This window comes from Bacillus sp. FSL R5-0443, from assembly GCF_038608285.1.
Classification (GTDB): Bacteria; Bacillota; Bacilli; order Bacillales; family Bacillaceae; genus Bacillus; species Bacillus velezensis.
In genome coordinates this window covers 4001869-4028783 of sequence record NZ_CP152013.1, presented here as the reverse complement: position 1 = coordinate 4028783, position 26915 = coordinate 4001869, and the positions used below count along the sequence as shown (strand labels likewise).

Below are 26915 nucleotides of genomic sequence, written 5' to 3'. Positions count from 1 at the left end.
TACAAAAGAAGGAGGAGAACCTATGAAAATAGGAAAAAAGAACAAGTGGAAAAAATGGCTGGCCGGCACTCTTGCGGCAACGCTGATAATTTCCATTGCGCCTGCCGATGTGTTTGCGGCAGAAACGCGTGAAAAACAAGATCAAGCGAAAACCGCCGCCATTCCGGCTGCAGACCCGGAAAAAGATCTTCCGGCGGAAAAAGCATCTGAGCAGATGCCTTTTGATCAAAAAGATATTAATCAAGACGGTGAGATCACGTCTGAAAGAACTGAGAATTCAAAGCTTTACTATGAAGGCGAGGGTGTGTACAAACAGGAAATCTACACAGACCCCATTCATACGAAAGAAACCGCCAATGCGGACTGGGAAGACGTTTCTCCTGAATTGAAAACCGGCTCAAAGGAAGTCGGAACGGAAAATACAGTGCTGAATTCCGATTTTCTGAAGCAAATGAAAAACGGATTATACGCTACATTTGAACACAATGATCATAAGCTCACATACTCATTAACCGGCGCAAAAGGCCCCGATCAGGCTGCAATTACTCCGACAGATGCCTCAGCAAAAGTAAGGGAAGACAGCAACGAGCTTACGTATCAGCAAGTGTTTCCTGCAATTGATTTACAAACCTACACATTTAACGAAAACATAAAAGAAGACCTTGTGCTTCACAAATATGAAGGCTACAATTCCTTCACCTTTCAAATCAAAACCGATCTTCAGGCTAAAGAACAGGAAGACGGCTCTATCGCGTTTTCTGATGATAAAGACAATGTCGTCTACACCGTGCCGAAGCCCTTTATGACCGACTCAGATCTCGACGAAAAGTCAGGTGAAGTCAGCAGGTCAGAAGATGTCAGCTTCAAGCTTGAAAAAAACAGTGAAGGGTACTTGCTCCATGTAACGGCCGATGAAAAATGGCTGAAAGATCCCAAGCGGGTTTATCCGGTATCTATTGACCCTTCAACATCAGTATCTGTGTCGTCCGATACCTTTGTCATGAGCGCGTACCCGACGACAAACTACTCTGCCGCTTCGCAGAAATGGGACGCCGGATTGAAAGCGTACGTGCTGAAAACTGGATATTATGACGGCACAACCGGAACGAACTACGCTTTTATGAAGTTTGATAATCTAAAGCCGATCAAAAACATGACGGTAACGAAAGCGACGCTCAAAGCGTACACAGCCCACTCCTATTACGGATCAAAGGCGACGGGGCTTTGGCTCGACACCGTTAACAGCAATTACGACAATGCCAAGATTACGTGGAAGAACAAGCCGGGCTCCAAAAACATCGGCAAAGCCGAGGTCTATAAAGGCCAATGGGCAAGCTTCGATGTCACCTCCGCAGTCAAGTCGTGGAACAGCGGCGGCGCCAATTACGGCTTTAAGCTTCACGCAAACGGCAACGGAAAAGAATATTGGAAGAAGCTGATGTCATCAGCAAACTCTGCTAAAAAACCATACATTGAAGTGACATACACGATTCCGAAGGCGGACACGCCGTCTGTCAAAGCGTATCATAACGGAGATTCGACAGGATTTTTCAATATCAGCTGGAAAAAAGCTGAAGGCGCCAAAAGCTATAAAGTCTGGCTTTATAACGGGAAAGAATATCAGGCCATTCCGGTCGGCAATGCAACCTCTTGGAGCACAAAAGGAAAAAACATCTGGCCGACAAAAGCGGAAATCGACTCCGGCAAATATAAGCTGCATACAGACGGAAAAGGCGGAACTGAATTAGCGCTTAATCCTTCGCCGGTCTATAAAAACGCCGGCGGCAGCTATCCGGCAAGTAAAAATTACTGGGTTGCGGTCAGCGCGGTGTTTGACCAGGGAGAAGGCGCCATGTCTGCGGCCGCCAAGCCCGTCATTCCGAATATCGGAAGAGTTCAGAAACCAAGCACGAAAGGCTTTAATAACAACAACGCCACAGGCTGGTTTGATCTTTCCTGGAAAGCCGTATCAGGCGCAGCCGGGTATAAAATGCAAGTCTTTAACGGCAAAAGCTTTGAAACGCTTGACCTCGGAAATAAAACATCCTGGTCCACAAAAGACCAAAACATCTGGCCGACAAAGGCGGAAATCAGCGCCGGAAAATATGCGCTTCACCTGAAAGACAAAAAAGGCGCGGAATTGCCGATCAACCCGGGCCCCGTTTATAAAAACGCCGGCGGAGATGCGAACCGGAAAACCTACGGATTTAAAGTCATTGCTTATAACAAAGACGGAGAAGCGATCGCCTCACCGGAAGCGAGTCCGGCGCTGCCTGATATCGCAAAGCCGAAAAACCTGACAGGCTATGTCTATACGAACACGAAATCGAGCCAAACGGGTTATGTCAATCTCATATGGGATAAAGTCAAAAACGCCAAAGGCTACAAAATCAACATCTACAACGGAAAAGATTATCAATCATTCGATGTCGGGGATACCGATCATTGGACGACCCAAAACAAACGCATCTGGCCGTCAGCCGATGAAGTGAAAGCGGGAAGATTCCAGCTTCACACGGACGGAAAGGGCGGCGAACTGGCGCTTGACCCTTCACCTGTTTACGAAAACGCAAACGGCAATTACAAAGGGAAGAAGAACTATTCCTTCACGCTGACCGCCTATGACGCAAACGGTGACAGCATACCGACGGCACCTTTTAACCCTGTTTTCCATGAAGGGGCGGAATTCCTCGGAACGGAAGAATTCTGGTCTATTATCGACATTCCGGACGGACAGCTGAACGGCGCGACGGGAAATGTCATCGTCAATGAGGAAGATATGTCAATCGACGGACGCGGGCCGGGGCTCGGGCTCTCCCGGACCTTCAACAGCCTTGACAGCTCTGACCATATGTTCGGCCAAGGCTGGTATGCCGATGCGGAAACGTCGATCCTTTCTGAAGACGGCAGAGCCGTTTATATTGATGAGGACGCGACAACACATGTCTTCACGAAAAAATCTGACGGCACGTATCAGCCGCCGACGGGCGTTTATCTCGAACTGACGGAAACAAGCGACCAATTTGTATTAAAAACAAAAGATCAGACGAACGCTTATTTCAGCAAAAAAGGCGGCAAGCTCCAAAAAATCGTTGACGGACACAACAATACAACCGTATACGAATATAACGACAGCAATCAGCTGACCGCCATAACAGACGCATCAGGGCGCAAGCTGACATTTACCTATGATGAAAACGGCCATGTCACATCTCTTACAGGGCCGAAAAACAAAAAGATTTCATATTCATATGACAAAGACCTTCTCAAAAAGGTGACGGATACTGACGGCAGCGTCACAAGCTACGACTATGATGCCGAAGGGCGCCTCGTCAAGCAGTATTCCGCAAACAGCACGGATGATAAACCGCTGTTCACTGAATACCAATACAGCGGCCACCGCCTGACCAAAGCCGTCAATGCGAAAAAAGAAACGTACGACTACAGCTATGACGCGGACAAAAAAACGCTGCTCATGACGCAGCCGAACGGCCGCAAAGTGCAGTACGGCTATAATGAGGCGGGCAACCCGATTCAGATGATCGATGATGCCGAAGGGCTGAAAATCACGACCAACACTGTATACGAAGGCAACAACGTCATTCAGGACACCGATCCGAACGACGCGGATGCGGGCAAAGCGACAGAAAGCTATCAATATGATAAAGACGGAAACGTCACAGCCGTAAAAGACAACTACGGCACCGAAACGTATCAGTACAACAAAAACAATGACGTAACGAAAATGAAGGATACCGAGGGGAACATCACTGATATTGCGTACGACGGACTTGATGCCGTTTCTGAGACGGATCAAAGCGGAAAATCCTCATCCGCCGCCGTGTATGACAAGTACGGAAATCTCATTCAATCAAGCAAAGAGCTGGCAGCTTCGGCGAGCCTGCTGAAAGACGGCAGCTTTGAAGGAACAAAGCTTGGCTGGAATCTCACTGCTACGAGAGACAGCGGAAGCATCGCGTCTGTCAAAGGAAGAAGTGGCGCGCTGTCCGGACAAAAAGCATTGGAGATCACCTCACAATCCTCTACTGCCGGAACAGAGCACGGCCATGCGTCCGCAACGCAGGAAGTGCAGCTTGAGCCGAATACGACGTATACACTCAGCGGCCAGATCAAAACGGATCTGACAAAGGCAAGAGCGTATTTCAACATTGATCTGCGTGACAAAGACCAAAAACGCATTCAATGGATTCACAATGAATCAGGCGCATTAGCCGGAAAGAATGACTGGACGAAACGGCAGATCACCTTTACAACACCGGCCAATGCAGGAAAAGCCATCGTCTATATGGAAGTGGATCATAACGACAAGGACGGTAAAGGAAAAGCGTGGTTTGATCAGGTTCAGCTGGAAAAAGGCGAAGTCTCTTCAAGCTATAACCCGGTGCAAAACAGCAGTTTCACGGCCAAAACAGATGGCTGGAGCACAAGCGGAGCCGCCGCTGACCTTGATGAAGGCTTCGATGATGACAGCTCATTAAAAGCGTCCCGCACAAATGCATCACAAGCCAATGCGGCCGCAAAACAAACCGTTACATTAGGCCAAAGCGCGGACGATAAGCCGGTATATATCACGCTGACGGGGATGTCCAAGGCTGACGGCGTAAAATTTACGAATGACAATGATTACGCTCTTCAGGCTGACGTCACTTATGCGGACGGCACGACGGGCGTCTACACCGCCAAATTCCCGCAGGGGACACAGGAATGGAACCGGGCAGCGGCAGTCATTCCGAAAACAAAGCCGATCAATAAAATCGAACTCAGCATTCTGTTCCAAAAAAGCGCCACAGGAACGGCGTGGTTTGATGATATCCGTTTAATCGAAGGAAGCATCCTGACGAAAAACACCTATGACGAAAAAGGAAACTACGTCACAAAAGAAGAAGACGAACTAGGGTATGCAAGCACTGCTTCATATGACGAGACTGGAAAGAAAATGTCTGAAACCGACGCGAAAGGCGAAACAACCGCCTACGAATACGATCAGGCCGACCAGCTGACAAAGCTGACCCTGTCAAACGGCACATCCATCCTTCACAGCTATGACAAGGAAGGAAATGAGCTGACAAAAACGATTCGGGCCGGCGCAGACCAGACCTATCAATATGAATATGACGTCATGGGCAAGCTCGTCAAAACAACCGACCCGCTCGGCAATGTACTGAAGAGTGAATATGACGCCAACAGCAACTTGACGAAAACCGTTTCCGCCAACGGCAATGAAGTGTCGCTGACCTATGACGGCACCGACCGGGTTAAGTCAAAAGCGTATAACGGCACTGAAAAATACAACTTTACCTATGACAAAAACGGCAATGAAACATCGGTCACAAACAAAGAACAAAATACAACGAAAAAACGCACCTTTGACAACAAAAACCGCCTGACCGAATTAACCGACCGCGGCGGCAGCCAAAGCTGGACGTATCCGGCTGATTCGGATAAGCTGAAAACTTTCTCATGGAGCCACGGCGGCCAAAAAGGAACAAACAGCTTTACGTACAACAAACTTGATCAAATGATTGAAATGAAAGACGGCACTTCAGCCTATACATTTGATTATGATGAAAACGGCAATGTCCAGACATTCATCAGCGGAAATGAAGTCGGCACGAGCTTCTCATATGATGAGCGGAATCTTGTCAGCTCTCTTCATATCGGAGCGAAAAACGGCGGCAGCATCTTCCGGGAAAGCTATGAATACGACGCCAACGGCAACCGCACGGTCATCGACAGCTCAGCGGGCGGAAAGGTGCAGTACGAATACGGCAAGCTCAACCAGCTCGTCAAAGAAACTCATGAAGACGGCACCGTCATTCAATATACGTACGACGGCTTCGGCAACCGGACAAACGTCACCGCCACCAAGGACGGCGCAAGCAAATCAGTCAACGCATCCTTCAACATCATGAACCAGCTGACGAAGGTGAATGACGAAGACCTGTCCTACGATAAAAACGGCAACCGCACATCCGACGGCAAATACACATATACGTGGGACGCGGAAGACAACCTGACCGCCGTCACGAAAAAAGGCGAAGACAAGCCGTTCGCAACATACAAATACGATGAAAAAGGAAACAGAATCCAAAAAACCGTCAACGGAAACGTCACGAACTACTTCTACGACGGAGACAGCTTGAATGTCCTGTATGAAACAGACGCCGACAACAACGTCACTAAATCATACACGTACGGTGACAGCGGCCAGCTGTTATCCTATACAGAGAACGGCAAGAAATATTTCTATCACTACAACGCACACGGTGACGTCATCGCCATCTCAGACAGCACCGGAAAAACCGTTGCCAAATATCAATACGATGCATGGGGAAATCCGACAAAAACCGAAGCGAGCGACGAAGTAAAAGACAACCGCTACCGCTACGCAGGCTACCAATACGACGAAGAAACCGGCCTGTACTATCTCATGGCCCGCTACTACGAGCCAAGAAACGGCGTATTCTTATCACTAGACCCAGACCCGGGCAGTGACGGCGATTCTTTAGATCAGAATGGATATGCATACGGAAACAACAACCCGGTGATGAACGTCGATCCTGACGGGCATTGGGTGTGGATGGTAGCAGGAGCTTTAATTGGCGGAATTTCATCTTATAAAGCAGCAAAAGCAAAGGGGGCAAGAGGTTGGAGGTTAGTTGGATCTGTAGCCTTAGGTGCTGCTGGCGGAGCAATCGGGGGAAACTATCTACGAGTAGGACGTACTCTATATAAGGCTGGAAAATTATCTAAAACGTATTGGAACGCTAGAAAAGTTGCAAAAGCAAACAAAGGTGTAATTAAAAGAGCTAGAAATAAGAAAGGTTGGGTAGTTACTACTAAAAAACATACAGTAAGATTAATGGGAAGGAATTCAGGACAAAGGAAAAGACCTTATTATCGAATGAGTCATCATAAAAAAGGGGCCATGAACGCAAAGGGACACTATTCAAATAAACAAGCTGAGACTCATATTAAATTAAGATGGCATTCATATAGAAATATCAATAAAAGATTACGTAAGGGGAGATAAACGATGTACAAAACAATAAATGAATGGGTAGATTACATAGATGGGGGGTGCGCTGTCCTTCATTTTGATTTTCAAGTGTTTAAAAAAGAACTTTCACTTAAGATTCAGGTCGTTGAAAATAAAGCCGAATATACGCATAACATTCTTTTTCAAAATGTAGCATCTGTTTATTTTAGTGCAGATATTGGTGATATGAGATTAGAAAAAATAGATCCTGAAGAATACAATTGGCAAGTATTTGAGATGAGTTACCACCCGGAAGGAATCGGTAATCTATCAAATGCTGTAATTCCGGAGTATCAATCAAATGCTAATTTTCTCATTGACATGAACAGAATGCTGATTGCTATAGAAGCTGAAACAGTTCGCTTTGATGATCAATCATTTTATGCGTATCATTCGAAATCATAAATAAACAAATAAGAGAGGTCCCCAGCCTCTCTTTTCTTACATAACGAAACCGTTCGCGGAGGCAAACATGAGCAGTCCTTTAAATATACAAAAAGAATCATTGAGGGCTATAGGGAATCTGGATGTGATTAATCCGCTTAAATACAACTCGCTATATTCGTATGATCTAGTGAGTAAAGATACTTTTTCTCAATTAATGAATGACTTAGAGTTCGAAACAGCTCTAATAGAAGTAATGGCATTTCCTTCTTTTATTGAAGAGCGGAAGAAGAAGGTTGAAAAGAAAATGATAAATATGAATACTGTATCGAAAAAGTTCATTCATATTGAATGTGCCCTAACCAAAGAACAATTGATGGCAGATCACTTATTAGATGAATTATATTTTTTATCATCGATCAATGATTTTGTTGTTATAATAGCAAACCCTGCCAAAAATAAGTCCTACATGAACCTGAACACTCAAAAGGTTGATGTAACTACTGAAAATAATGAAAAAATCATTTGGTTTGAATACGATGCAGCAAATTTATATATCATTGATTAATTTAATATAAATTCCAGATTCTTAATCTATGGAGTGTTGCTGATGTTAGAACTTATCGCGGAGCGGGTTGGGTCATATAAAAGAGAGCACATCATTTATTTCAATGCGGGTCGGGATGATCAAGTATTTATTGTGTCGGTGCACGATCACAAAGTAATATTGGAGGTTATGAAAGGCAGCTCTCTTTTAATCAAAAAAGAGTTACACGGATTTTCTGAAGATGCCCAATTCTATCTCGTTGATTCGTATGATAACACAATCGTGATCGTTTATCTGGAAAATCATACGTGTCAATTGGCAACATACTGCATAAACAGTAATAAAATCAATCCGATTTGTTCTTTTCTATTAAGCGCCAATGTATTTCATCTGGGTGAGGATGGATTATTATGGATCGGATTAACGGACGAGGGTATGTATGATGAGAGAAACCCTCAAGGGAAAGCGATATTTGCTTTTCATGCAGAAGACAGAACGTTTTATTTTGAAGACGATTTTAAAGAAATGATGCATGAATGCTATGCCGTACAATCGATCAAATCTGATTTGTATGTATGTTTCGAGGGAGAGGATTGCTGTGTCATCGGGCATTATCAGATTGGACAGGACAGAATTCGTACTGTTGCAGAATATGTGCTAAACGGCGATCAATACTCCTATTGTGACCAGCTGTCCGTTTCGAAAAATAGGGTGCTGCTGATTCAGAGTCACGAGGATACCCTATTTGCATTTCATGAAGAGAACAAAGGCTTATCAGAGACTGACGTCATGATACACGGTATTGATAGAAAAGGAGAAACAACGTACAGAGCCGTACAGGACCGCATGTTTATCTTTCATGATAACGATTTATATCTGGTGAAGTATTGATTACTTCTATGCAGCATACATGCCGGCAGAATGAAAATATCCTGTAAGGAAGTGTTCAGTGATGAGAGAAAAGTTAATTGACAAGCTTGAGGAAAACAAGAGGCATTTTTTAATGAAACAGGTGCGTGCCTCGCTAAGATCTTGTGAAGAATCAGGGTTTGTTTATCAATTAGCTGAGGCAGAACAAAGCAGGCAGATATTTGAGACTATATTATCGAATTCTTTCCCAAGTGCAGTGCGTGAAGTTGATATAAGCGACAAGGAGACAGCCATATCGCTTATTTTAGAAAACATTGCGGATACGGGGGTTGAACGGATGAATGATATTGTTTATCTGTTTCATCCGTATAGTAATGAAGTCGGTGCTATCAAATGTGCGCTGAAGGATTGTGCAAGTCATCTGCACTGTCTCATGGATTTTATAGATTTTGAAGGCCGGCTGCTTTCTAACAGCTTTATTTTAGTGGAGCCGTCCTTCTCATTTTCTGTCTGTTTATTTCACACAGAATACGGCTGTGAGCTTGTGTGTAAACCGCCGAAAAGAGGTACAAGATGCATCCCTTTTTTATAAAGAACACAAAGGAATCGGCAGTCTTTCAATTTCGAATATATTCCTTATTTCATGAAGACAAAGCGTTGCCCGAACAAGTTTTTAAACAACGAAAACATTATTATCTATTCGAAGAATTCCACTGGGTCTTGTCTGAAGAAGGCTGGGAAATGCTCAAAAGTTTGGCGCATCATCATCACGATGAATTTATCTTAATGGCTGTTCTGACACAACCGGATGATATGAATCGGTTTTACGAGGAATTCGGATATTTTAACTGGTTAAAGATTCCTTTAAATATAACCGAAGATGAATATCTTTCAATCTTAACTGATTATCCAAAGCACAGTAAAAATGACAGCATAATGAATATTGCATCCCGCGTCGTATGGGCTTCACCGACTTTAAAGTGGGCGATTTACGGAGAGAGATTTTGAAATCTGTATTCTAGGTATTGATCAGGAGATTGCGGGAAAAACGTTAGGATCATGGAGGCCCTTAGACGACCGTGTTTTAGACTGGGTATCTGTTGTATTCCCGGATCAGATTGTTTCGGATGAATTTCAAAAAAAGCTCGCGGCGCATTATAAATACAAGGGGCAATGACATGAAAATAAAAATGAATAAGATAGTCGAAGAATCAGTAAAAGGATGTTTTTGTCATTTTGATTACTGCGGGCATCTGTATCTCGGACGGCATCAGAATGACGGGCTTTCGTTTACGATCATCGATGAATTAGGTGATATTCGAGTGATTCTGAGATGTTAAGATCCAACAGATATTCTTTAAATGATGACGTCATCCAAAACCTGAAATTACACAAAAAAGAATTAGAGGGTCCGCTGCCTTCAGATGCTGGGAGATTTGAAGAAGACTTTGAGGGGGTTGCCTGCGCGGGGGATTTTTATGAGTATTTCGCGCTTGTCTGCGGCAGCTTAGATTTTGTTTTGGCGAATAAACAAATGCCTGCGCGGCAGCGTAAAGCCTTATATAAATCCTTTTTTGAGCTTTATCCGCAATATGCGCAGCTGAAATACGCTTTAACGGATTATCCGGAGCTCAGCCGGGAGATCGGGCGGCATGAACGGGTGAGAGGGCTGTTGGTCAGCATTTTAAACAAGAAAGGCAGGCTTCTGACGTGAAAGAACCAACAATAGCAGAATGTCTGAAGAAGGCTGATCTGATCCTGAACGGTCAAGCGGTAAGGGAAGAAGTGTCGGATTGGGCGTGCGAGTACGTGGCTGCAGATGATCCGGCGGTTGAGGACGAAACCGTTTGGGAGATGCTCGTGTATTTGAGCGGGTTTGATCTGAAAGATTCGCCTGATTCGTATCTGCATACGATTGAAGAATTAAAAGATTGGATGCAGGGATATAGGTAACCGGGAATACATGAAGAAAGGGTGCGTTCATGTCGGAATTAGTCTTTACAAGAATCAATACAAAAATAAACACAAGCGGCCCAATCATTCTGTCCATGAATGCAGCGGAACTCATCGTACTGGCTCAGGAAAAAGTGCGGAAAGAAGAATATATCAATCACATTTTCATATTCCGGAACGGTGATGGACATTTACGTCATCGCTATCAAATTCAAACATCAATGAATATAATCGGAGTTCAAAAATCAAGGGATTTATTTTTGTTTCTTATCCATAAGGACTATGAGGATGGGATGGTTTATGAAGAACCGAATATTTATGTATGGCACCCGATTAAAGGATTTTACTATTCGTTTTACGGGGGCCGTTACATCCGGTCAATGACAGTCGATTCTGCGAATAATTTGTGGCTGGGCTACGATGAAGCGGGAATATTTTCTTGCCTGGACGACGATATCAGTTCAAAAGGCGTGGCCCGCTTTCCCTTTGAAGACGGAACTTGGAAATCTTGCAGTGATACTTTCCGTACGGCTCCGCACCTTATTGATCATTTTTATGGGGCGTATGCAGAAAAGGATGCTCTTTATCTTCATTACTGTACGCTTGGTGAAGATTATATCCGGAAGGTCGATTTGCAAGGCGAAACGTTAAGCTTTCATAAGGCAGACTTTGACTTTAGTGTACAATTCAAGATTGGTTCATCATATTACTTTTTGATTCGGAATGAAGCTTCGTGCCGAATTGACAAGGCAGTAAAATTTCATAACATGGCGAAACAGGCTGGGGAATATCAGCTCACTGATAAAGTCTCAAGAAAACCTCTTCGTTTTACACAAGTGGCTGCATATCAAGATAAAGCTGCGGGGGTTGATGAGAGCAACCGGCTTTACTTACTAAGCTGACAGGCGGCTTTTGAAAAAGGAAGAGCAGAGGTGAAACGTTTGAACTGCGGGAGGCAGAAATACATGAATTGGCATGGTTTGAGTGAAGAGGAGACAGAGTGCTTGTGGCGCAGGGTGAATCGCGCAGTGAAATGGAAACCGGGCAGTATATTTGCTTCTATAAAACCTCCAAAGCCGTTTCAGGTCTTTGATGTATCTCAAGGATTCAATGGTATCGGTTTTCTGGAAGATGCAGATTCTAAAGGCATTTCAATCTTGTACGTTAAAGCATGAGTTTATGTATGCGCTGGACTGGCAGCATGAATGTTATCTATTTAATCCTCATGTGCCAATTGATAAAGATGAATTCGGTGAATGGCTTGTCCCCGTTATTCCAAACGGAGACTATGGTTTCTTTATTCACCAGGACTTCCAGTGGGGGCTGCTAGGGGATCCGCGGCAGCAAACCATTACGATATTTGGCTCACCGCTAATAAGGGCGATAGAAAGAAACGCTCCTGTCTTATTTCAAAAGTGAAGACAGCTTGTGAATGAATCTCATGCTTTTACGGGAGGAGGAATAACAGGATGACAGAAGAAGAGTTCGGAGCTGCGGAACAAAGCTTGAGAGCGTCTTTTCCGAAAGCGTATAAACGGCTGCTTCATAAAAAGAACCCTGCGGAAATCGGAGAATGGATTTTTTTCCTATCCGTGAACAAAGCCGCTTACAGAAAACTTGGGATGATGTGATCAGGCAAAACAGTGTGTGCAGAGAAGAGAGCATGCCCGACGATATGATCGTAATTGCTGACAACGGAACCGGAGATAAGCTGTGCTTGAAAAAGAAGGACGGTGTAATGGAGGAGACTGTTTATTTGTGGGATCATGAGACTGCCGATGTTGAGTTGTATGCCGCTTCTATAGGAGAATTTATAGAAAATGAAAAAGAATAAGTGGCTGATTCAAGAGCTTTTAGAATTCCGCCTTTTCCGGGAACGAGAGATTTCTGTAATTGAGTTGGTGTTTTCCTTCGAGTATGAACATCAGCTCATTTGTTTGAGGCTCATATGCAAAGACGTTTCTTCCGTTCAAATAAAAGAAATGGAGAGTCATGCTGCTGGTTCAGGCATTGTAACAATTGATCCTGCTGCTGACGGAGATGAGGGACAGCATTTTCTCGTGGAGGAGTGGGAGAACCAAACGTTCCGCTTTTATTGCCGTCAATATGAAACAGCTGAAAAGAAGGAGGCACAAAATGGAGTGGCACAAACATGAGAAAGCAGTTCTGCTGGGGCCGGATTCGCCGGGTTGTTTTGAATTGACGGAGTTTATGTTCTATAACGGGTATAACGAGTATTATGATAAAATCCCGGTTTTTGAGGTGAAGCTGGCTGATGGACAGTATGATGCTGTGCTGCGGTTTGAAGGTGTGAGTGCTGCCCGGCTGGATGATCTGGAGAGCATCACCGACATCCATCTGGATATCAGCCCGGTCGACGGCGGCTGGGAATCAATCCGCTACTATGTCGATGACGGGGAAGGAAGTATGAGCTTTTATTGCGCCAAATGGGTCGTGCTTGACATGAAGAAAAAGCAGTCCCCCGAATGGCCCGGCAAAACGTCAGGGTAAAGCGGCGGCATTTCGCGTATAATGAGGGGAGCCGGACAGAGAAGGAGTTTAGTCATGAATGAGTTTAATGAATATGCGATCAGCCCCGAAATCCGACGGGCGCTGAATGGCTTGCAATACACCGAGCCGACTGAAGTGCAGCGGCGCGTCATCCCCGCCGCGCTGCAAAAAAAAGACCTCGTCGTCAAATCGCAGACGGGCAGCGGCAAAACCGCGGCTTTCGGCATTCCGATCTGCGAGCTTGCGGAGTGGGAGGAAAACAAACCGCAGGCGCTGATTTTAACGCCGACCCGCGAGCTTGCGGCGCAGATTAAAGAAGATATCACGAATATCGGCCGTTTTAAACGGATAAAAGCCACGGCGGTTTTCGGAAAAGCTTCTTTTGATAAACAGAAAACCGAACTGAAGCAAAAAAGCCACGTCGTTGCCGGAACGCCGGGGCGTGTGCTTGATCATATAGAAAAAGGGACGCTGCCGCTTGAACGGCTGGCGTATGTGGTGATTGACGAAGCGGATGAAATGCTGAATATGGGATTTATTGAACAGGTGGAAGCCATCATTCAGCATCTGCCGAAAAACAGAGTCACCATGCTGTTTTCAGCGACGCTGCCGGATGACGTCGAGAAGCTGAGCCGCACATATATGAAAGACCCTGAATTGATTGAAGTAAAAGCGGAAGGCCTGACGACAAAAGACATTGAGCATTTTGTCACCAGAACAGAAGAAGAGGACAAAACATCTTTGCTGCGTGATGTCCTGATCACCGAAAACCCGGACAGCTGCATTATATTCTGCCGGACAAAAGAAAGAGTCATCCAGTTAACCGATGAGCTGGACAGGCTGGGCTACCCTTGCGATAAAATTCACGGCGGCATGGTGCAGGAAGACCGCTTTGACGTTATGAACGAGTTCAAGCGCGGCGAGTTCCGCTATCTCGTTGCGACCGATGTTGCCGCCAGAGGAATTGATATCGAAAACATCAGCCTCGTCATCAATTATGATATTCCGCTTGAAAAAGAAAGCTATGTGCACCGCACCGGCCGAACGGGGCGCGCCGGACACCGCGGCCGGGCCATCACGTTTGTGACGCCGTTTGAAGCGCGGTTTCTGAATGACATTGAGACATATATCGGTTTCCGCATCCAAAAGCGGGAAGCACCGTCAGAAAAAGAAACAGCGGAACGGAAAGCAGCTTTTGCGGAAAAACTGAACGCCCGCCCAGACGTCAAAACAGACAAAAGCGAACAGTTAAGCAAAGACATCATGAAACTGTACTTTAACGGCGGGAAAAAGAAAAAACTCAGAGCGGTCGATTTTGTCGGAACGATTGCGAAAATCGACGGCGTTTCAGCCGATGATATCGGGATTATCACGATTCTGGACAACGCATCGTACGTCGAAATTCTGAACGGCAAAGGCCCGCACATTCTTGACATCATGAAAAATACGACGGTCAAAGGCAAAAAACTGAAAGTCCATAAAGCCAAGAAATAAAAAAGAAAGCCTGCCGCGCGCAGGCTTTTTTTACGCCGTCTCCTCAGGCACAAACGCAAGAATGCCAATCCCGATTACAAACAAAATGATCAGGCTGAACACGGCGGCTGACGAATTTCCGGTCAGCTGGGCGGTGACGGCAATCAAAAGCGGGCCGATAATCGAAGCGAACTTGCCGAAGATATTATAAAAGCCGAAAAACTCATTGGCGTTCTGTTTGGGGACAAGCTTTGCAAAGTAAGAGCGGCTCAGCGCCTGAATACCTCCTTGGGAAGTGGCGACAAGCATAGCCAAAATCCAGAAGTCAAAAGCGGAATCCATAAAATAAGCATACGTGCAGACAATCATATACACGCCGATTCCGGCATAAAGCATCGTTTTTCCTTTAAACCGTTCGGCCAGCCGTCCGTACAAAATCGAAAAAGGCGCGGCGACGACCTGAGTGACAAATAAAACAATCAGCAGATTTGCCGCGCTGATGCCGAGGTCAGCCCCGTATGACGTGGACATCGTAATGATGGTGCCGACCCCGTCGATATAGAAGAAATAGGCGAGCAGAAACAAAAACAGCGCCCGGTGCTTCCTGATCTGCTTCAGCGTGCCGGCCAGCCGTTTAAAACTGCTGATTACAAGCCGCGGCTCCCTCTCGATATAATAGCGCTGGCGGACGCGGAGAAGGAGCGGGATCGAAAACAGCCCCCACCATGCCGCCGTAATCAAAAAGGCAATGCGGCCGGCAGCCTGGGCGGACAGCGGAATCACCTCCGCTTGTGCTGAAAGAATCACGGCAATGCTGAGGAGAAAAGGGATCGTACTGCCGATATAGCCCAGCCCAAACCCCCTGGCGGACACCATATTCATCCGCTCCTTTGCGGCCACATCAACGAGAAACGCATCATAAAACACATTAGACCCGGCAAAGCCGATCGTGGAAATCGTATAACAAATTAATAACAGCATCCAAGATTCGCCGGGAATCAAAGCCAGCGCGGCGGTGCCCGCCACACCGATCAGAAAAAAGAAGGCAAAAAACCGTTTCTTGCATCCTTTGTAGTCGGCAATCGTTCCTAGGACGGGGCCGAGCATCGCCAAAATAAAAGTCGCGGCGGCAATCGTATAGCCCAAATAAGCGGTAGAATCCGCCGCGCTGACACCGTTTTCCGCCGCCGCGGCTTTAAAAAACAAGGGGAATACCGCCGTCATAATAATGACCGAATAAGCTGAATTGGCCCAATCATACAGCATCCAGCTGCTTTCTTCTTTCGAAAACCGTTTCATCACACACGCTCCTTCCCAAAAACCGGTTCTCTGCATTATATGCGCCGCTGCCTCATCGTTGGACAATGATTTCTGAACGGCGTTTTCTGATTGACCTGGAGATATTGACCTAGTTCAAAAAGGATGTAAAATCAAGGTGTAGCAGGTAAATGGTCAGGCGGGAGGGAGACAGAATTGAAGATTGCGAAAGTCATTAATAATAATGTTGTCAGTGTGCTCAAAGAAGGCAATCAGGAATTGGTTATCATGGGCCGGGGCATTGCTTTTCAAAAGAAAACGGGAGACCCGGTAGATGAAGCCCGCATTGAGAAAGTGTTCACGCTCGATAACAAAGATGTATCCGAAAAGTTCAAAACCCTTTTGTATGATATCCCGATCGAATGTATGGAAGTATCCGAAGAGATTATCAGCTATGCGAAATTACAGCTCGGCAAAAAGCTCAATGACAGCATCTATGTGTCGCTGACCGACCATATTAACTTTGCGATCCAGCGCAATAAGAAAGGGCTGGATATCAAAAATGCCTTACTGTGGGAAACGAAACGGCTGTACAAAGACGAATTTGCAATCGGCAAACAAGCGTTGGCCATGGTAAAAAACAAGACTGGCGTGTCTCTGCCGGAGGATGAAGCAGGCTTTATTGCGCTGCATATTGTCAATGCCGAGCTGAATGAAGAGATGCCCAATATCATCAACATTACAAAAGTCATGCAAGAGATTTTGAGTATCGTAAAATACCATTTTAAGATTGACTTCAACGAGGAATCACTTCACTATTATCGGTTTGTCACCCACTTAAAGTTTTTCGCGCAGCGTCTTTTTAACGGCACACATATGGAAAGCCAGGACGATTTTTTGCTGGAGACAGTGAAAGAAAAGTACCATCGGGCGTATGAATGCACGAAGAAAATCCAAACATGCATTGAGAGGGCGTATAAGCACAAGCTCACCAGTGACGAGCTGCTGTATTTAACGATTCACATAGAAAGGGTAGTCAAATAAGCATAATGAAAGCGTTGGCATTTTTTTCTTCATTCACATATGATCTTGTTAGGATTGTTACTGATAAGCAGGCAAAACCTAAATTACAATGAGCGCTGATCATTTCTGTTTGTGCTGATGGTAATTTAGGTTTTTTTAAGATTCATTATTATCATTATTCTGACCGATGTCCCCTTTTAACGGAATCATGTATGATCAATAAAGAAATCGCTTTCAAAGAAAGGGGAATGCCGACATGTTTTATCGTATGAAACGAGTGCTGCTGCTTCTTGTCACTGGATTGTTTTTGAGTTTGTGTGCGATCACTTCTACTGCATCAGCTCAAACAGGAGGATCGTTTTTTGAACCTTTTAACAGCTATAACTCCGGATTATGGCAAAAAGCAAATGGTTATTCCAATGGAGATATGTTCAACTGCACGTGGCGTGCAAATAATGTATCAATGACGTCATCAGGTGAAATGCGTTTGGCGCTGACAAGCCCGTCTTATAACAAGTTTGACTGCGGGGAGAACCGCTCCGTTCAAACCTATGGCTACGGACTTTATGAAGTCAGAATGAAACCGGCTAAAAACACAGGGATCGTTTCATCGTTCTTCACTTATACAGGTCCAACGGATGGCACTCCTTGGGATGAGATTGATATCGAATTTTTAGGAAAAGACACGACAAAGGTTCAATTTAACTATTATACAAATGGCGCGGGAAACCATGAGAAGGTTGCGGATCTCGGATTTGACGCGGCCAATGCCTATCATACGTATGCGTTCGATTGGCAGCCAAACTCTATTAAATGGTATGTCGATGGGCAATTAAAACATACTGCGACAAGCCAAATCCCGACAAACCCGGGAAAGATCATGATGAACTTGTGGAATGGGATAGGTGTCGATGACTGGCTCGGTTCCTACAATGGTGTAAATCCGCTATACGCTCATTATGACTGGGTGCGCTATACAAAAAAATAATGTACAGAAAAGGATTTCCGCTGGCGGAAATCCTTTTTTAATTAAAACGAAATAATCCCAATCAAAAGCGCCGCAATCGTCATCACAATCGTTGTCCCCACGGCCCATTTAATAGTGAATTTTTGATGATCGCCAAAGCTGACGCCCGCCATTCCGACCAATAGATAGGTGGATGGCACAAGCGGGCTGAGCAGATGCACCGGCTGGCCCAGCAAGGAGGCTCTTCCGATTTCAGCGGCGTCTATTCCGTAAGCGGAAGCGGCTTCGGCGATGATGGGAAGCACACCGAAGTAAAAGGCGTCATTTGACATGAAAAAGGTGAAAGGCATGCTGGCAATCGCAGTGATCAACGGCAGATGCGGGCCCATGGCATCAGGGATGAGGGAAACGAGAGAATGCGCCATCGCATCCACCATTTTTGTGCCGGAGAGAATGCCTGTGAATATGCCTGCCGCAAACACCATTGAGACAACGTTTAACGCATTACCCGCATGCGCTGAAATCCGTTTCTGCTGCTCTTTGACATTTGGATAGTTGATCATCAAGGCGATGGCGAACGCGATCATAAAAAGAACAGGGATGGGAAGCAGGCTGGTGATCAGCGCGGCCATCAGAGCAACAGTCAGCAACAGGTTAAACCATTGGAGAGCGGGACGCTTCAGCGGCGCAGCCTCCGGATCAGAGGACGGCGCGTGTTCAATTGAAATGACACCGAGCCGCTTCCGTTCTTTTTTTCCGAGGAGATAAGCAACGGCGATCACCCAGAGAACGCCGGCAATCATAGCGGGAATCAGCGGCGTAAAGACTTCCGACGTGTCCAATTTCAAGGAAGCCAAAACCCTCGCCGTCGGCCCGCCCCACGGAATAATATTCATGACGCCCGAACCGAGCATCGCGATCCCCGCCAGCACCAAACGGTTCATGCCGAGCCGTTTGTAAAGGGGCAGCATTGCCGCAATCGTAATCATATACGTTGTTGTCCCATCTCCGTCCAGCGAAATGGTCATTGTCAGAACCGCTGTGCCGATGGCGATTTTTAACGGATCCCCTTTGACAAGCGATAGAATTTTGGCAATGAGGGGATCAAACAGACCTGAGTCAATCATAATGCCGAAATACAGGATGGCGAATAACAGCATGATCCCGGTAGGAGCGAGGTCTGTAACGCCTTGAATCATCATCTCGCCGAGATCTTTGCCAAATCCGCTGATCAGGGCAAACACAACAGGAACGACAATCAAAGCAATAAGAGCGGAAAGCCGATTAGACATAATAAGATACATAAAGACAATCATCATCACAAAACCGAGTATGGCAAGCACGATATGACCTCCCCTGTTCAACAGCTATTTTGGTAAGCGCTTTCACAATTTATTTCTGTGAAAATGGCTTATTTCAAAATGTGTATGACCGCATATGTAAATACAGACCTAAAATCCTAATGAGCGGATCAGCAGTTTATATGAAGAACGCCGCGGGTAAATGTGCTGTAGAATGTCTCGTTTTAAAAGGGGGAACTGACATGAGTGATGATCAAAACAAACGAGTAAATGAACACTCAAAGGACGAACAGCTGGAGCAGTACCGGTCTGATAACAGCGGCAAAAAAATGACGACCAATCAGGCGCTTCGCGTGTCTGAGGATGAACATTCTTTAAAAGCGGGCGTCCGCGGCCCCACGCTGATGGAGGATTTTCATTTTCGTGAAAAAATGACGCACTTTGACCACGAGCGGATTCCGGAACGGGTCGTTCATGCGCGCGGGTACGGCGTTCATGGGCATTTTCAGGTGTACGAACCGATGACGGAATATACACGGGCGAAATTTTTGCAAGACCCGTCCGTCAAAACGCCTGTTTTCGTCCGTTTCTCAACAGTGGCGGGCTCCAAGGGGTCAGCCGACACCGTCCGTGACGCCAGGGGATTTGCGACGAAGTTTTATACTGAAGAAGGGAACTATGACCTCGTCGGAAACAATATTCCGGTGTTCTTCATTCAGGACGCGATCAAATTCCCGGATCTCGTTCACGCCATAAAACCGGAACCGCACAATGAAATGCCGCAGGCTGCGACGGCTCATGATACGTTCTGGGATTTTGTCGCTAATAACCCTGAGTCGGCTCACATGGTCATGTGGACGATGTCTGACCGCGGCATCCCGCGGAGCTATCGGATGATGGAGGGCTTCGGCGTGCATACGTTCCGTTTCGTCAACGAGAAAGGAAAAGCGCGCTTTGTAAAATTCCACTGGAAACCCGTGCTCGGCGTTCATTCCCTCGTATGGGATGAAGCGCAGAAAATTGCCGGGAAAGATCCCGATTTCAACCGCCGCGACCTGTGGGAAACGATTGAAAACGGCGGCAAAGTCGAGTATGAGCTCGGTGTTCAGATGATTGACGAAGAAAATGAATTTAAATTTGATTTCGATATCCTTGATCCGACGAAGCTGTGGCCGGAGGAGTTGGTTCCCGTCAAGCTGATCGGAAAAATGACCCTTGACCGCAATCAGGACAATGTCTTTGCGGAAACGGAACAGGTCGCCTTTCACCCGGGAAATGTCGTGCCGGGCATTGATTTCACCAATGATCCGCTTCTTCAAGGCCGGCTTTTCTCTTATACGGATACACAGCTCATCCGTCTTGGCGGGCCGAATTTTCACGAGATTCCGATCAACCGGCCGGTCTGCCCGTTCCATAACAACCAATACGACGGCTACCACCGGATGACGATTAATAAGGGCCCCGTCGCCTATCATAAAAATTCCCTGCAGAACAATGATCCGTCGCCGGCCTCAGAAGAAGAAGGCGGATACGTTCATTACCAGGAAAAAGTAGAAGGCAGAAAAATCCGCCAGCGCAGTGAGAGCTTCAATGACTATTTTTCTCAGGCCAAGATGTTCTGGAACAGCATGTCTCCCGCCGAGAAAGAACATATCATCTCCGCGTTCTGTTTTGAAGTCGGAAAAGTGAACAGCAAGGACGTGCAGCAGCAGGTGGTGGATGTCTTCAGTCACGTCGACGCCGGGCTTGCCGAGCGTGTTGCGAAAGGAATCGGCGTGAACCCGCCGCCGAAGGACCGTGAATCTGATGAAACGTTCACTTCCCCGGCCTTAAGCCAGGAAAACACGGTGAAGACGGCAGCGACAAGGCAGGTCGCGGTTTTAACCGACCACGGGTTTTCTGATGAGAAAGTCAAACAAGTGCTTGACGCATGCAAACAGGCGGGAGTCAGAGCCGATATCATCAGCCCCGCGCTGGGAACTGTCAAGGGAGAAAACGGTACGGAGCTGAAAGCGTCAGCCACTTTCCTGACAGCGGATTCCGTCCTGTACGACGCTGTTTTCATTCCGGGCGGAAAACAAAGCACAGACAGCCTCAAAGCCCAAAAATCGGCTAAAGACTTCGTCAGCGAAGCTTTCAGCCATTACAAAGCGATCGGCGCCTCCGGTGAAGGAAAAGAACTTCTCGCCCTCGCCGCCGGAACCGAAAGCGGCCCCGGCCTTGTTCCGGACGGGAACCATGAACAATTTCTGAAGGCCGTGGCTGAGCATCGGCATTGGGACAGAAACATATAAGAATGAAAAAGCGCCTTTTATGAGAGGGGCGCTTTTTTCTTGTGAAAGTGAAATATCTGAACGAAGCATTAATATTGGGAGAAAACGAAAATGGCTTCCGTGCAAATCCGTCCGGGACATTCAGACAACAGTTTTAGAGAGTCAGGGCATTGCATTATTTAAAGGGTTCTGACTGATGGTGAAATAATCTTTGGTTTACTTCCGCTCTGTGTTTGTGTATCTTAGGGGTAGATTTTCTGGAGGAGCGAATGATAGTGAAGCCGTTTACCGAAAAACAACTTGAAGAATATTACCGGCGTGACGAAAACATGATGATTTTGGTGTTTGCCCAATGGTGCGTCAATCATGACCTTGATCCGATGGCCATTTACAGCAAGGCTTATCCCGGACAGCCTTTAAACGAAGAGCTGCAAAAAACGGCTGAAGAGCTTGTCGTGCCGAAGGAGGAATCAGAACCGATTCCTGATCAAACCGTCATCGGCGTTTTGGAGATGTTCGGCAACTCCGATTTGGCGGAAGCCGTTTATGAAGCCATTGCGCAAAGACCTTCACGGTAAAAGAGGCGTGGATTTTCCATGTCTCTTTTTTTCATGGAGAAAATGTGAAAGAAGGCCCAGAAACAATTTGCTGATCCGCGCTGTCTATAGAGTGTAACCCGTTTTCAAAAAGGGAACGGTAATGAAAAGGAGGAGTTGTGATGAAAAAGGCATTCAAAATGATGGCAGCCGTGCTCTTAACCGTGCTGACAGCCGCGCCGTTCGGAGGTTTCGCGCCTTCAGCCGAGGCCGCGCAAACCGCAAAGCCCGTTGTCAAAAGCCATACGTATAAGCATGTAAAGCAGCTGACATACCCCGAGGTCACAAATACGGGAAACGCATCTTTTGAAAAGAAAATCAATCAGGACTTCAAACGCTATATTGAAAACTCGTACCAAGAATATGTGAAAAACAAAAAAGACGGTGAAAAACAAGGCTACAAAGCGGAATACCAAACAAATTTCAAGGTGAAGTATAATCAAGACGGCAAACTCAGCATTCAGACGGAAGACTACAGTTACACAGGCGGCGCACACGGGCTGACATCCGTTCAGACCTTTAATTACGACCTGGCCGCGAAAAAACGGGTCACACTCGATCATGTGCTGAATACAAAAACGAAAGCTAACAAAACGAGAGACTATCTTTACGGCTACATCAAGAAACATGACGATCTGTTTGACCAGGACGTCAAAAAACAAGAGATCATCCTGAATAGCGAAAGACCTTTCTTCTTTACGAAAAACGGCATTGCCGTTGTGTTCGGACAATATGATCTCGGACCTTACGCGGCAGGAATCCGGGACGTTTTCGTACCTGCATCCGTCTATCAATAAAAAAAAGCGATATCACTCCAAAATGGAGCGGTATCGCTTTTTTTCTTTTACCAGACAAACAATCCGACAATCGCCGCGCTCAATAAGGAAACGGCAATTCCGCTGACAAGCAGCTTCCAGACGTTTTTTCCGATGATGGCTGATTTTTCACCATCAAGCAGAGATTGATAAGATCCGTAGATCATACCGATGGTGCTGAAGTTTGCGAATGATGTCAGGAATGTCGTAGCCACGGCAATCGTGTGCGGCGGAAGTGAATTCAGCTGCCCTTTCAGATCGGCCATTGCCACAAATTCATTCGTCGCGAGCTTGATGCCCATCAGCTGTGCGACATACATCGCGTCATGTACGCCTAATCCGAGGAGGAAGGCAAACGGACTGAAGATGTATGAGAAAATCTTTTGAATGGTCAACCCGTGCATGAACAGCCCGAGTACGCCGTTTAACGCGGCCGTTAACGCCACATAGCCGATTACCATCGCTAAAATGACAATGACCATGTTCATGCCGACAAGCATACTGTTAGAAATCGTGGAGAAGAAGTCTTTTTTCTCCGCTTTTGAAGGAACGTAAATAATATCATCCTCTTTAGAAACGTCCACGGGATTCAGCATATTGGCGATTAAAAGCGCGTTTAAGCAATTCAGCGGGATGGCTGTAAACACATAAGTGGACGGAACCATCGTCAAGTATGATCCGATGATCGAGCCGCTGATGCTGCTCATGCTCATCAGCCCGAATGTCAAAAGCCGATTGTTGCTGACGGCGGCAAGCTGCTGGCGGATGACGGCTAAAGCTTCCGTATTTCCTAAAAACATCATCTGGATGGAGAAAAAGCTCTCCAGCTTCGGCAGACGGGATATTTTAGAAATCAGCCAGCCGATTTTATCAATGAGCCACGGCAGAATACCGAAATACGACAGCATATCAAAGAAGGTCACGACGAAGATAATCGGCAGCAATGCGCTGAAGAAAAAATCAACCGTCGGATTGGCCATGACAGACGGAAAAGCGAACGCAATCCCTTGACTGGCGCAGGAAATCAGCCATGTAAAGAACGCGCCGATCTTCCCGATGACAAAGCCGCCGACTTTTGTCCCTAACATAAACCAAGTAATCAGAAACTCAAAGACGAGGAGCATGACAATCGGACGCCATTTAATCTTCTTCTTGTTGGGAGAGCATAAGAAAACAACAGCCATGACAACAATGAGACCGACAATGTTCAATAAAAAGTACATGTGAGCAACTCCTATAAGGGTATTATGGAAATAAAAAAAGCTCTTATTCGTCACAAATTCCTGAAAGTCAGAAAGTGTGATAAATAAGAGCCAAAAGAAAAGAATAGACAGCGTCATATGCTTTTCACTCGTTCAAATTTATGCAAACTTTCTTGTAGTCTAGTCTTTTACGGCACTAGGTAGAAACAATCAGACCATATTACTGATCATATACAAGAATAACGATATTACATGAGATAGCAGTATTTTATCGTTTCAATTTTTGAAAATCAACCTTTTTAGATATTTTCAAAATAATAAATTTATATTATAAATAAAGAAAATAAAGGATGTTCATAAGTAATTGGATAATAAAGGTACAAAAAACCCCTGAAAACCGTTCTGGTTCATTGTAAAGACGGGATGCAGCTGATAAAATGGATCTGAGGGCACAGCCTTCAAAAGACGGCAGAAAAGGGGTCATTTTCGTGATCATCCAGTTCATTCGTTACAGATAATGAGAGGTATAGATGAATAGGTTAAACCTTCCAATTTGGCGAGGTTTATTTGTCTATGCCTTTTTCATTTCATCGGAATAACGAATGAATGAGGTGTTTTTTTGACGTCTATAAAAAGAAAACGCGCGGAATTACTGCAATCATGCCAGTCCGTGTTCAGGTGTCCGCTATGCCGGTCGGCCATGGCGGTCTCACAATACCGAAGCTTGATTTGCGGACAGGGGCATACATTTGATATATCAAAACAAGGATATGTGAATTTCCTCAATAAATCGGTCAAAACCCGCTATGACAGGCAGCTGTTCGAAGCGAGACGCGAGCTTTTTGACAGCCGGGAATTTTTTGGGCCGGTTCAAAAGGAGATCGCCGCCATCATCACCCATATTCAATCTCCGCAAACATCAGCGGCGGTATTGGATGCGGGATGCGGAGAAGGGTCACATTTAGCCGCCGTATGCAAATGGCTTCAGCCTGCTTTTTCCGTGACGGGAATCGGCATTGATCTCTCGAAAGAAGGTGTGCTGCATGCCGCAAAGGCCTTCGGGAATCATATGGTTTTTGCCGTCGCTGATGTGGCGGATGCGCCGTTTGCCGACAGCTGTTTTGATGTCGTGATGTCTGTTTTATCACCTTGGAATTACAAGGAATGCAGCAGACTTTTACGAAAGGGCGGCACAGTCATTAAAGCGGTGCCGCGGCGTGATTATTTGAAGGAAGTAAGGGAATTCTTCTTCGGAGACAGCCCTCGGCGGAATGACACCGCTGATTCTGCGGCCGGACGATTCCAAGCGGGCTTTCAAACCTTTGAGCGCAAACGGCTGTGTTACACAAAGACCTTAGCGCAGCCTGACCTCGAGCGGCTTGTGAAAATGACGCCCTTAACATGGAAATGTACTGATGACAGCATCCGGCGGTTTATCAGCCGGAAAGAGGCTGCTGTCACGATAGATATCGATATTTTAATCGGAACCGATCCGCTGTAAAACGGAAAAGACACGCTAATCGCGTGTCTTTTTTTTTATTTCCAGACTTCACCGGCAATGTTGACGACATGGCGCAGTTTCGCCCATTGCTGTTCTTCTGTGATCAGGTTTCCTTCCTCAGTGGAGGCGAATCCGCATTGCGGGCTGAGGCAAAGCTGATCCAGACTGACATATTGTGAAGCCTCTTCAATGCGGCGTTTAATCGCGTCCTTGTCTTCAAGTTCGCCATGTTTCGACGTAATCAAGCCAAGCACAAGCTGAAGATCAGAGCGTTTGACATAACGGAGCGGTTCAAAGCCGCCGGAGCGGGAATCATCATATTCCAGAAACAATCCGTCAAGATCAAGCCCGTCAAAAATCGTTTCAGCCGCTGCATCATAGCCGCCTTCAGCCGTCCATGTGGATTGGAAGTTGCCGCGGCAGATATGCATCGTAACCTTCAGATCGTCAGGGCGATCCTTGATGGCGTCATTAATGGAAGCGGCAAACAGCTTGCGCAGCTCATCCGGCGTCGTGCCGAAAGCTTCAATCTGACGAAGCCCCGCTTCTGATAAGAAAACGGCCCATGCGGTGTCATCGAGCTGAAGGTAGCGGCACCCGGCGTCATAGAAAGCTTGAATCGCTTTTTTATACGCTTTTGACACATCGTGCTGAAATTGTTTGTAATCATTCTGGTAGGACGCTTTTTCCAATTTTCCGCGGAAAAACAGCATATTCGGACTTGGGATGGTCATTTTCGGAACAGCATCGCCGGCAATGCTGTGCAGGAATTTATAATCTTCGAGCATCGGATGCTGAGAAAAATCAATATCTCCCGTTACTTTAATGCCGCGCGCTTTCGTTTGTACGTTGTGAAACTGAATGCCGCTTTTAGGCGTAAACGCTTCGACGCCGTCTAAATTTTCGAGAAAATCAAAATGCCACCAGGCCCGGCGGAATTCGCCGTCAGTCACGACATTGAGGCCGGTTTCTTTCTGCTTTTTCACACTGCGGATGATTTCTCTGTTTTCGATTTCGCGCAGCTGTTCTGCCGAAATCTCACCCGCCGCTCTTTGCAGGCGGGCTTGCTTCACAGCCGCCGGCCGCAGCAGACTTCCGACCTGATCCGCGCGAAACGGCGGGTTTTTTCTTAGAAGCGTATGCAATGGTTGTTCTGTGTTTTGCTGTGACATGAACGATTCC

24 protein-coding genes, 2 pseudogenes and 1 riboswitch are annotated in these 26915 nt (G+C 46.2%); of the genes and pseudogenes, 22 read left to right on the top strand and 4 right to left on the bottom strand.

The genetic code is table 11. The features are described 5' to 3' along the window. The first annotated feature begins 22 nt into the window (after positions 1 to 22). From NYE28_RS20335 to NYE28_RS20260, 16 genes and pseudogenes are all read left to right on the top strand, one after another. Positions 23 to 7054: a DNRLRE domain-containing protein gene (locus NYE28_RS20335; RefSeq protein WP_337681120.1), complete on the top strand. Its 7032-nt coding sequence runs from the start codon at positions 23 to 25 to the stop codon at positions 7052 to 7054. A 3-nt stretch (positions 7055 to 7057) separates the two neighbouring features. Further along, positions 7058 to 7465 carry a hypothetical protein gene (locus NYE28_RS20330; protein ID WP_015387499.1) on the top strand — a complete coding sequence of 136 codons (408 nt, stop codon included), beginning with the start codon at positions 7058 to 7060 and terminating at the stop codon, positions 7463 to 7465. A 67-nt stretch (positions 7466 to 7532) separates the two neighbouring features. Beyond that, positions 7533 to 8012: a hypothetical protein gene (locus NYE28_RS20325; protein WP_076424776.1), complete on the top strand. Its 480-nt coding sequence runs from the start codon at positions 7533 to 7535 to the stop codon at positions 8010 to 8012. A gap of 42 nt (positions 8013 to 8054) precedes the next feature. After that, positions 8055 to 8882: a hypothetical protein gene (locus NYE28_RS20320; RefSeq protein ID WP_060562348.1), complete on the top strand. Its 828-nt coding sequence runs from the start codon at positions 8055 to 8057 to the stop codon at positions 8880 to 8882. Positions 8883 to 8943: 61 nt separating this feature from the next. Next, a complete protein-coding gene (locus tag NYE28_RS20315; protein WP_015240874.1) occupies positions 8944 to 9453 on the top strand; it encodes a hypothetical protein in 510 nt (169 codons plus the stop codon). Further along, positions 9435 to 10038: pseudogene (locus NYE28_RS20310) on the top strand (hypothetical protein). The gene NYE28_RS20315 and the pseudogene NYE28_RS20310 overlap by 19 nt, the downstream one beginning before the upstream one ends. Before the next feature lies 1 nt (position 10039). Beyond that, the gene (locus NYE28_RS20305) at positions 10040 to 10201 is read left to right on the top strand and encodes a hypothetical protein (protein WP_164463371.1); all 162 of its coding nucleotides are present in this window, start codon (positions 10040 to 10042) and stop codon (positions 10199 to 10201) included. After that, a complete protein-coding gene (locus tag NYE28_RS20300) occupies positions 10195 to 10575 on the top strand; it encodes a YxiJ family protein (protein ID WP_025285506.1) in 381 nt (126 codons plus the stop codon). The genes NYE28_RS20305 and NYE28_RS20300 overlap by 7 nt, the downstream gene beginning before the upstream one ends. Further along, a complete protein-coding gene (locus NYE28_RS20295) occupies positions 10572 to 10814 on the top strand; it encodes a DNA-binding protein (RefSeq protein ID WP_160223355.1) in 243 nt (80 codons plus the stop codon). The genes NYE28_RS20300 and NYE28_RS20295 overlap by 4 nt, the downstream gene beginning before the upstream one ends. Before the next feature lie 95 nt (positions 10815 to 10909). Next, on the top strand, positions 10910 to 11716 hold the full coding sequence (locus NYE28_RS20290; RefSeq protein ID WP_236658290.1) for a hypothetical protein: 807 nt from the start codon (positions 10910 to 10912) through the stop codon (positions 11714 to 11716). Positions 11717 to 11779: 63 nt separating this feature from the next. Next, positions 11780 to 12233 (top strand): annotated as a pseudogene (locus NYE28_RS20285) (DUF2716 domain-containing protein). Between the two features lie 50 nt (positions 12234 to 12283). Continuing rightward, positions 12284 to 12445: a hypothetical protein gene (locus NYE28_RS20280; protein WP_236658289.1), complete on the top strand. Its 162-nt coding sequence runs from the start codon at positions 12284 to 12286 to the stop codon at positions 12443 to 12445. Then, complete coding sequence (locus NYE28_RS20275) at positions 12388 to 12648, top strand: SMI1/KNR4 family protein (protein WP_236658288.1); 261 nt, start codon at positions 12388 to 12390, stop codon at positions 12646 to 12648. Before NYE28_RS20280 ends, NYE28_RS20275 begins: the two co-directional genes overlap by 58 nt. Beyond that, entirely contained in the window at positions 12635 to 12970 is a 336-nt protein-coding gene (locus tag NYE28_RS20270; protein WP_015240866.1) for a hypothetical protein, read from the top strand. Before NYE28_RS20275 ends, NYE28_RS20270 begins: the two co-directional genes overlap by 14 nt. After that, complete coding sequence (locus NYE28_RS20265; RefSeq protein WP_094032024.1) at positions 12951 to 13325, top strand: hypothetical protein; 375 nt, start codon at positions 12951 to 12953, stop codon at positions 13323 to 13325. The genes NYE28_RS20270 and NYE28_RS20265 overlap by 20 nt, the downstream gene beginning before the upstream one ends. Positions 13326 to 13379: 54 nt before the next feature. Continuing rightward, on the top strand, positions 13380 to 14819 hold the full coding sequence (locus NYE28_RS20260) for a DEAD/DEAH box helicase (protein ID WP_136396724.1): 1440 nt from the start codon (positions 13380 to 13382) through the stop codon (positions 14817 to 14819). A gap of 30 nt (positions 14820 to 14849) precedes the next feature. Here NYE28_RS20260 and NYE28_RS20255 read toward each other — a convergent pair whose 3' ends face one another. After that, positions 14850 to 16100 carry an MFS transporter gene (locus NYE28_RS20255; RefSeq protein WP_136803214.1) on the bottom strand — a complete coding sequence of 417 codons (1251 nt, stop codon included), beginning with the start codon at positions 16098 to 16100 and terminating at the stop codon, positions 14850 to 14852. A gap of 171 nt (positions 16101 to 16271) precedes the next feature. On the opposite strand from NYE28_RS20255, the gene NYE28_RS20250 reads away from it, so the two are divergent. Next, a complete protein-coding gene (locus NYE28_RS20250) occupies positions 16272 to 17099 on the top strand; it encodes a PRD domain-containing protein (protein WP_025285501.1) in 828 nt (275 codons plus the stop codon). A 235-nt stretch (positions 17100 to 17334) separates the two neighbouring features. Further along, positions 17335 to 18066, top strand: coding sequence for a glycoside hydrolase family 16 protein (locus NYE28_RS20245; protein ID WP_007407782.1), 732 nt, complete (start codon positions 17335 to 17337; stop codon positions 18064 to 18066). 41 nt (positions 18067 to 18107) lie between these two features. On the opposite strand, the gene citH is transcribed toward NYE28_RS20245, so the two are convergent. Then, positions 18108 to 19388 carry a citrate transporter CitH gene (citH, locus tag NYE28_RS20240; protein WP_025285499.1) on the bottom strand — a complete coding sequence of 427 codons (1281 nt, stop codon included), beginning with the start codon at positions 19386 to 19388 and terminating at the stop codon, positions 18108 to 18110. Positions 19389 to 19588: 200 nt separating this feature from the next. On the opposite strand from citH, the gene NYE28_RS20235 reads away from it, so the two are divergent. From NYE28_RS20235 to NYE28_RS20225, 3 genes are all read left to right on the top strand, one after another. After that, a complete protein-coding gene (locus NYE28_RS20235; RefSeq protein ID WP_136396722.1) occupies positions 19589 to 21640 on the top strand; it encodes a catalase in 2052 nt (683 codons plus the stop codon). A gap of 248 nt (positions 21641 to 21888) precedes the next feature. After that, positions 21889 to 22197 (top strand): hypothetical protein, encoded by a 309-nt coding sequence (locus NYE28_RS20230; protein WP_038456400.1) that lies wholly within the window; start codon positions 21889 to 21891, stop codon positions 22195 to 22197. 140 nt (positions 22198 to 22337) lie between these two features. Further along, complete coding sequence (locus NYE28_RS20225; protein WP_342490235.1) at positions 22338 to 23012, top strand: DUF3298 and DUF4163 domain-containing protein; 675 nt, start codon at positions 22338 to 22340, stop codon at positions 23010 to 23012. A 47-nt stretch (positions 23013 to 23059) separates the two neighbouring features. On the opposite strand, the gene NYE28_RS20220 is transcribed toward NYE28_RS20225, so the two are convergent. Continuing rightward, positions 23060 to 24253 carry a NupC/NupG family nucleoside CNT transporter gene (locus NYE28_RS20220; RefSeq protein ID WP_007407776.1) on the bottom strand — a complete coding sequence of 398 codons (1194 nt, stop codon included), beginning with the start codon at positions 24251 to 24253 and terminating at the stop codon, positions 23060 to 23062. A 135-nt stretch (positions 24254 to 24388) separates the two neighbouring features. Then, positions 24389 to 24489, bottom strand: a riboswitch (purine riboswitch). Between the two features lie 362 nt (positions 24490 to 24851). Here NYE28_RS20220 and NYE28_RS20215 point away from each other — a divergent pair. Continuing rightward, positions 24852 to 25733 carry a methyltransferase domain-containing protein gene (locus tag NYE28_RS20215; protein ID WP_136396720.1) on the top strand — a complete coding sequence of 294 codons (882 nt, stop codon included), beginning with the start codon at positions 24852 to 24854 and terminating at the stop codon, positions 25731 to 25733. 35 nt (positions 25734 to 25768) lie between these two features. On the opposite strand, the gene NYE28_RS20210 is transcribed toward NYE28_RS20215, so the two are convergent. Next, entirely contained in the window at positions 25769 to 26905 is a 1137-nt protein-coding gene (locus NYE28_RS20210) for a 5-methyltetrahydropteroyltriglutamate--homocysteine S-methyltransferase (protein ID WP_220007607.1), read from the bottom strand. Between the last annotated feature and the right edge of the window lie 10 nt (positions 26906 to 26915).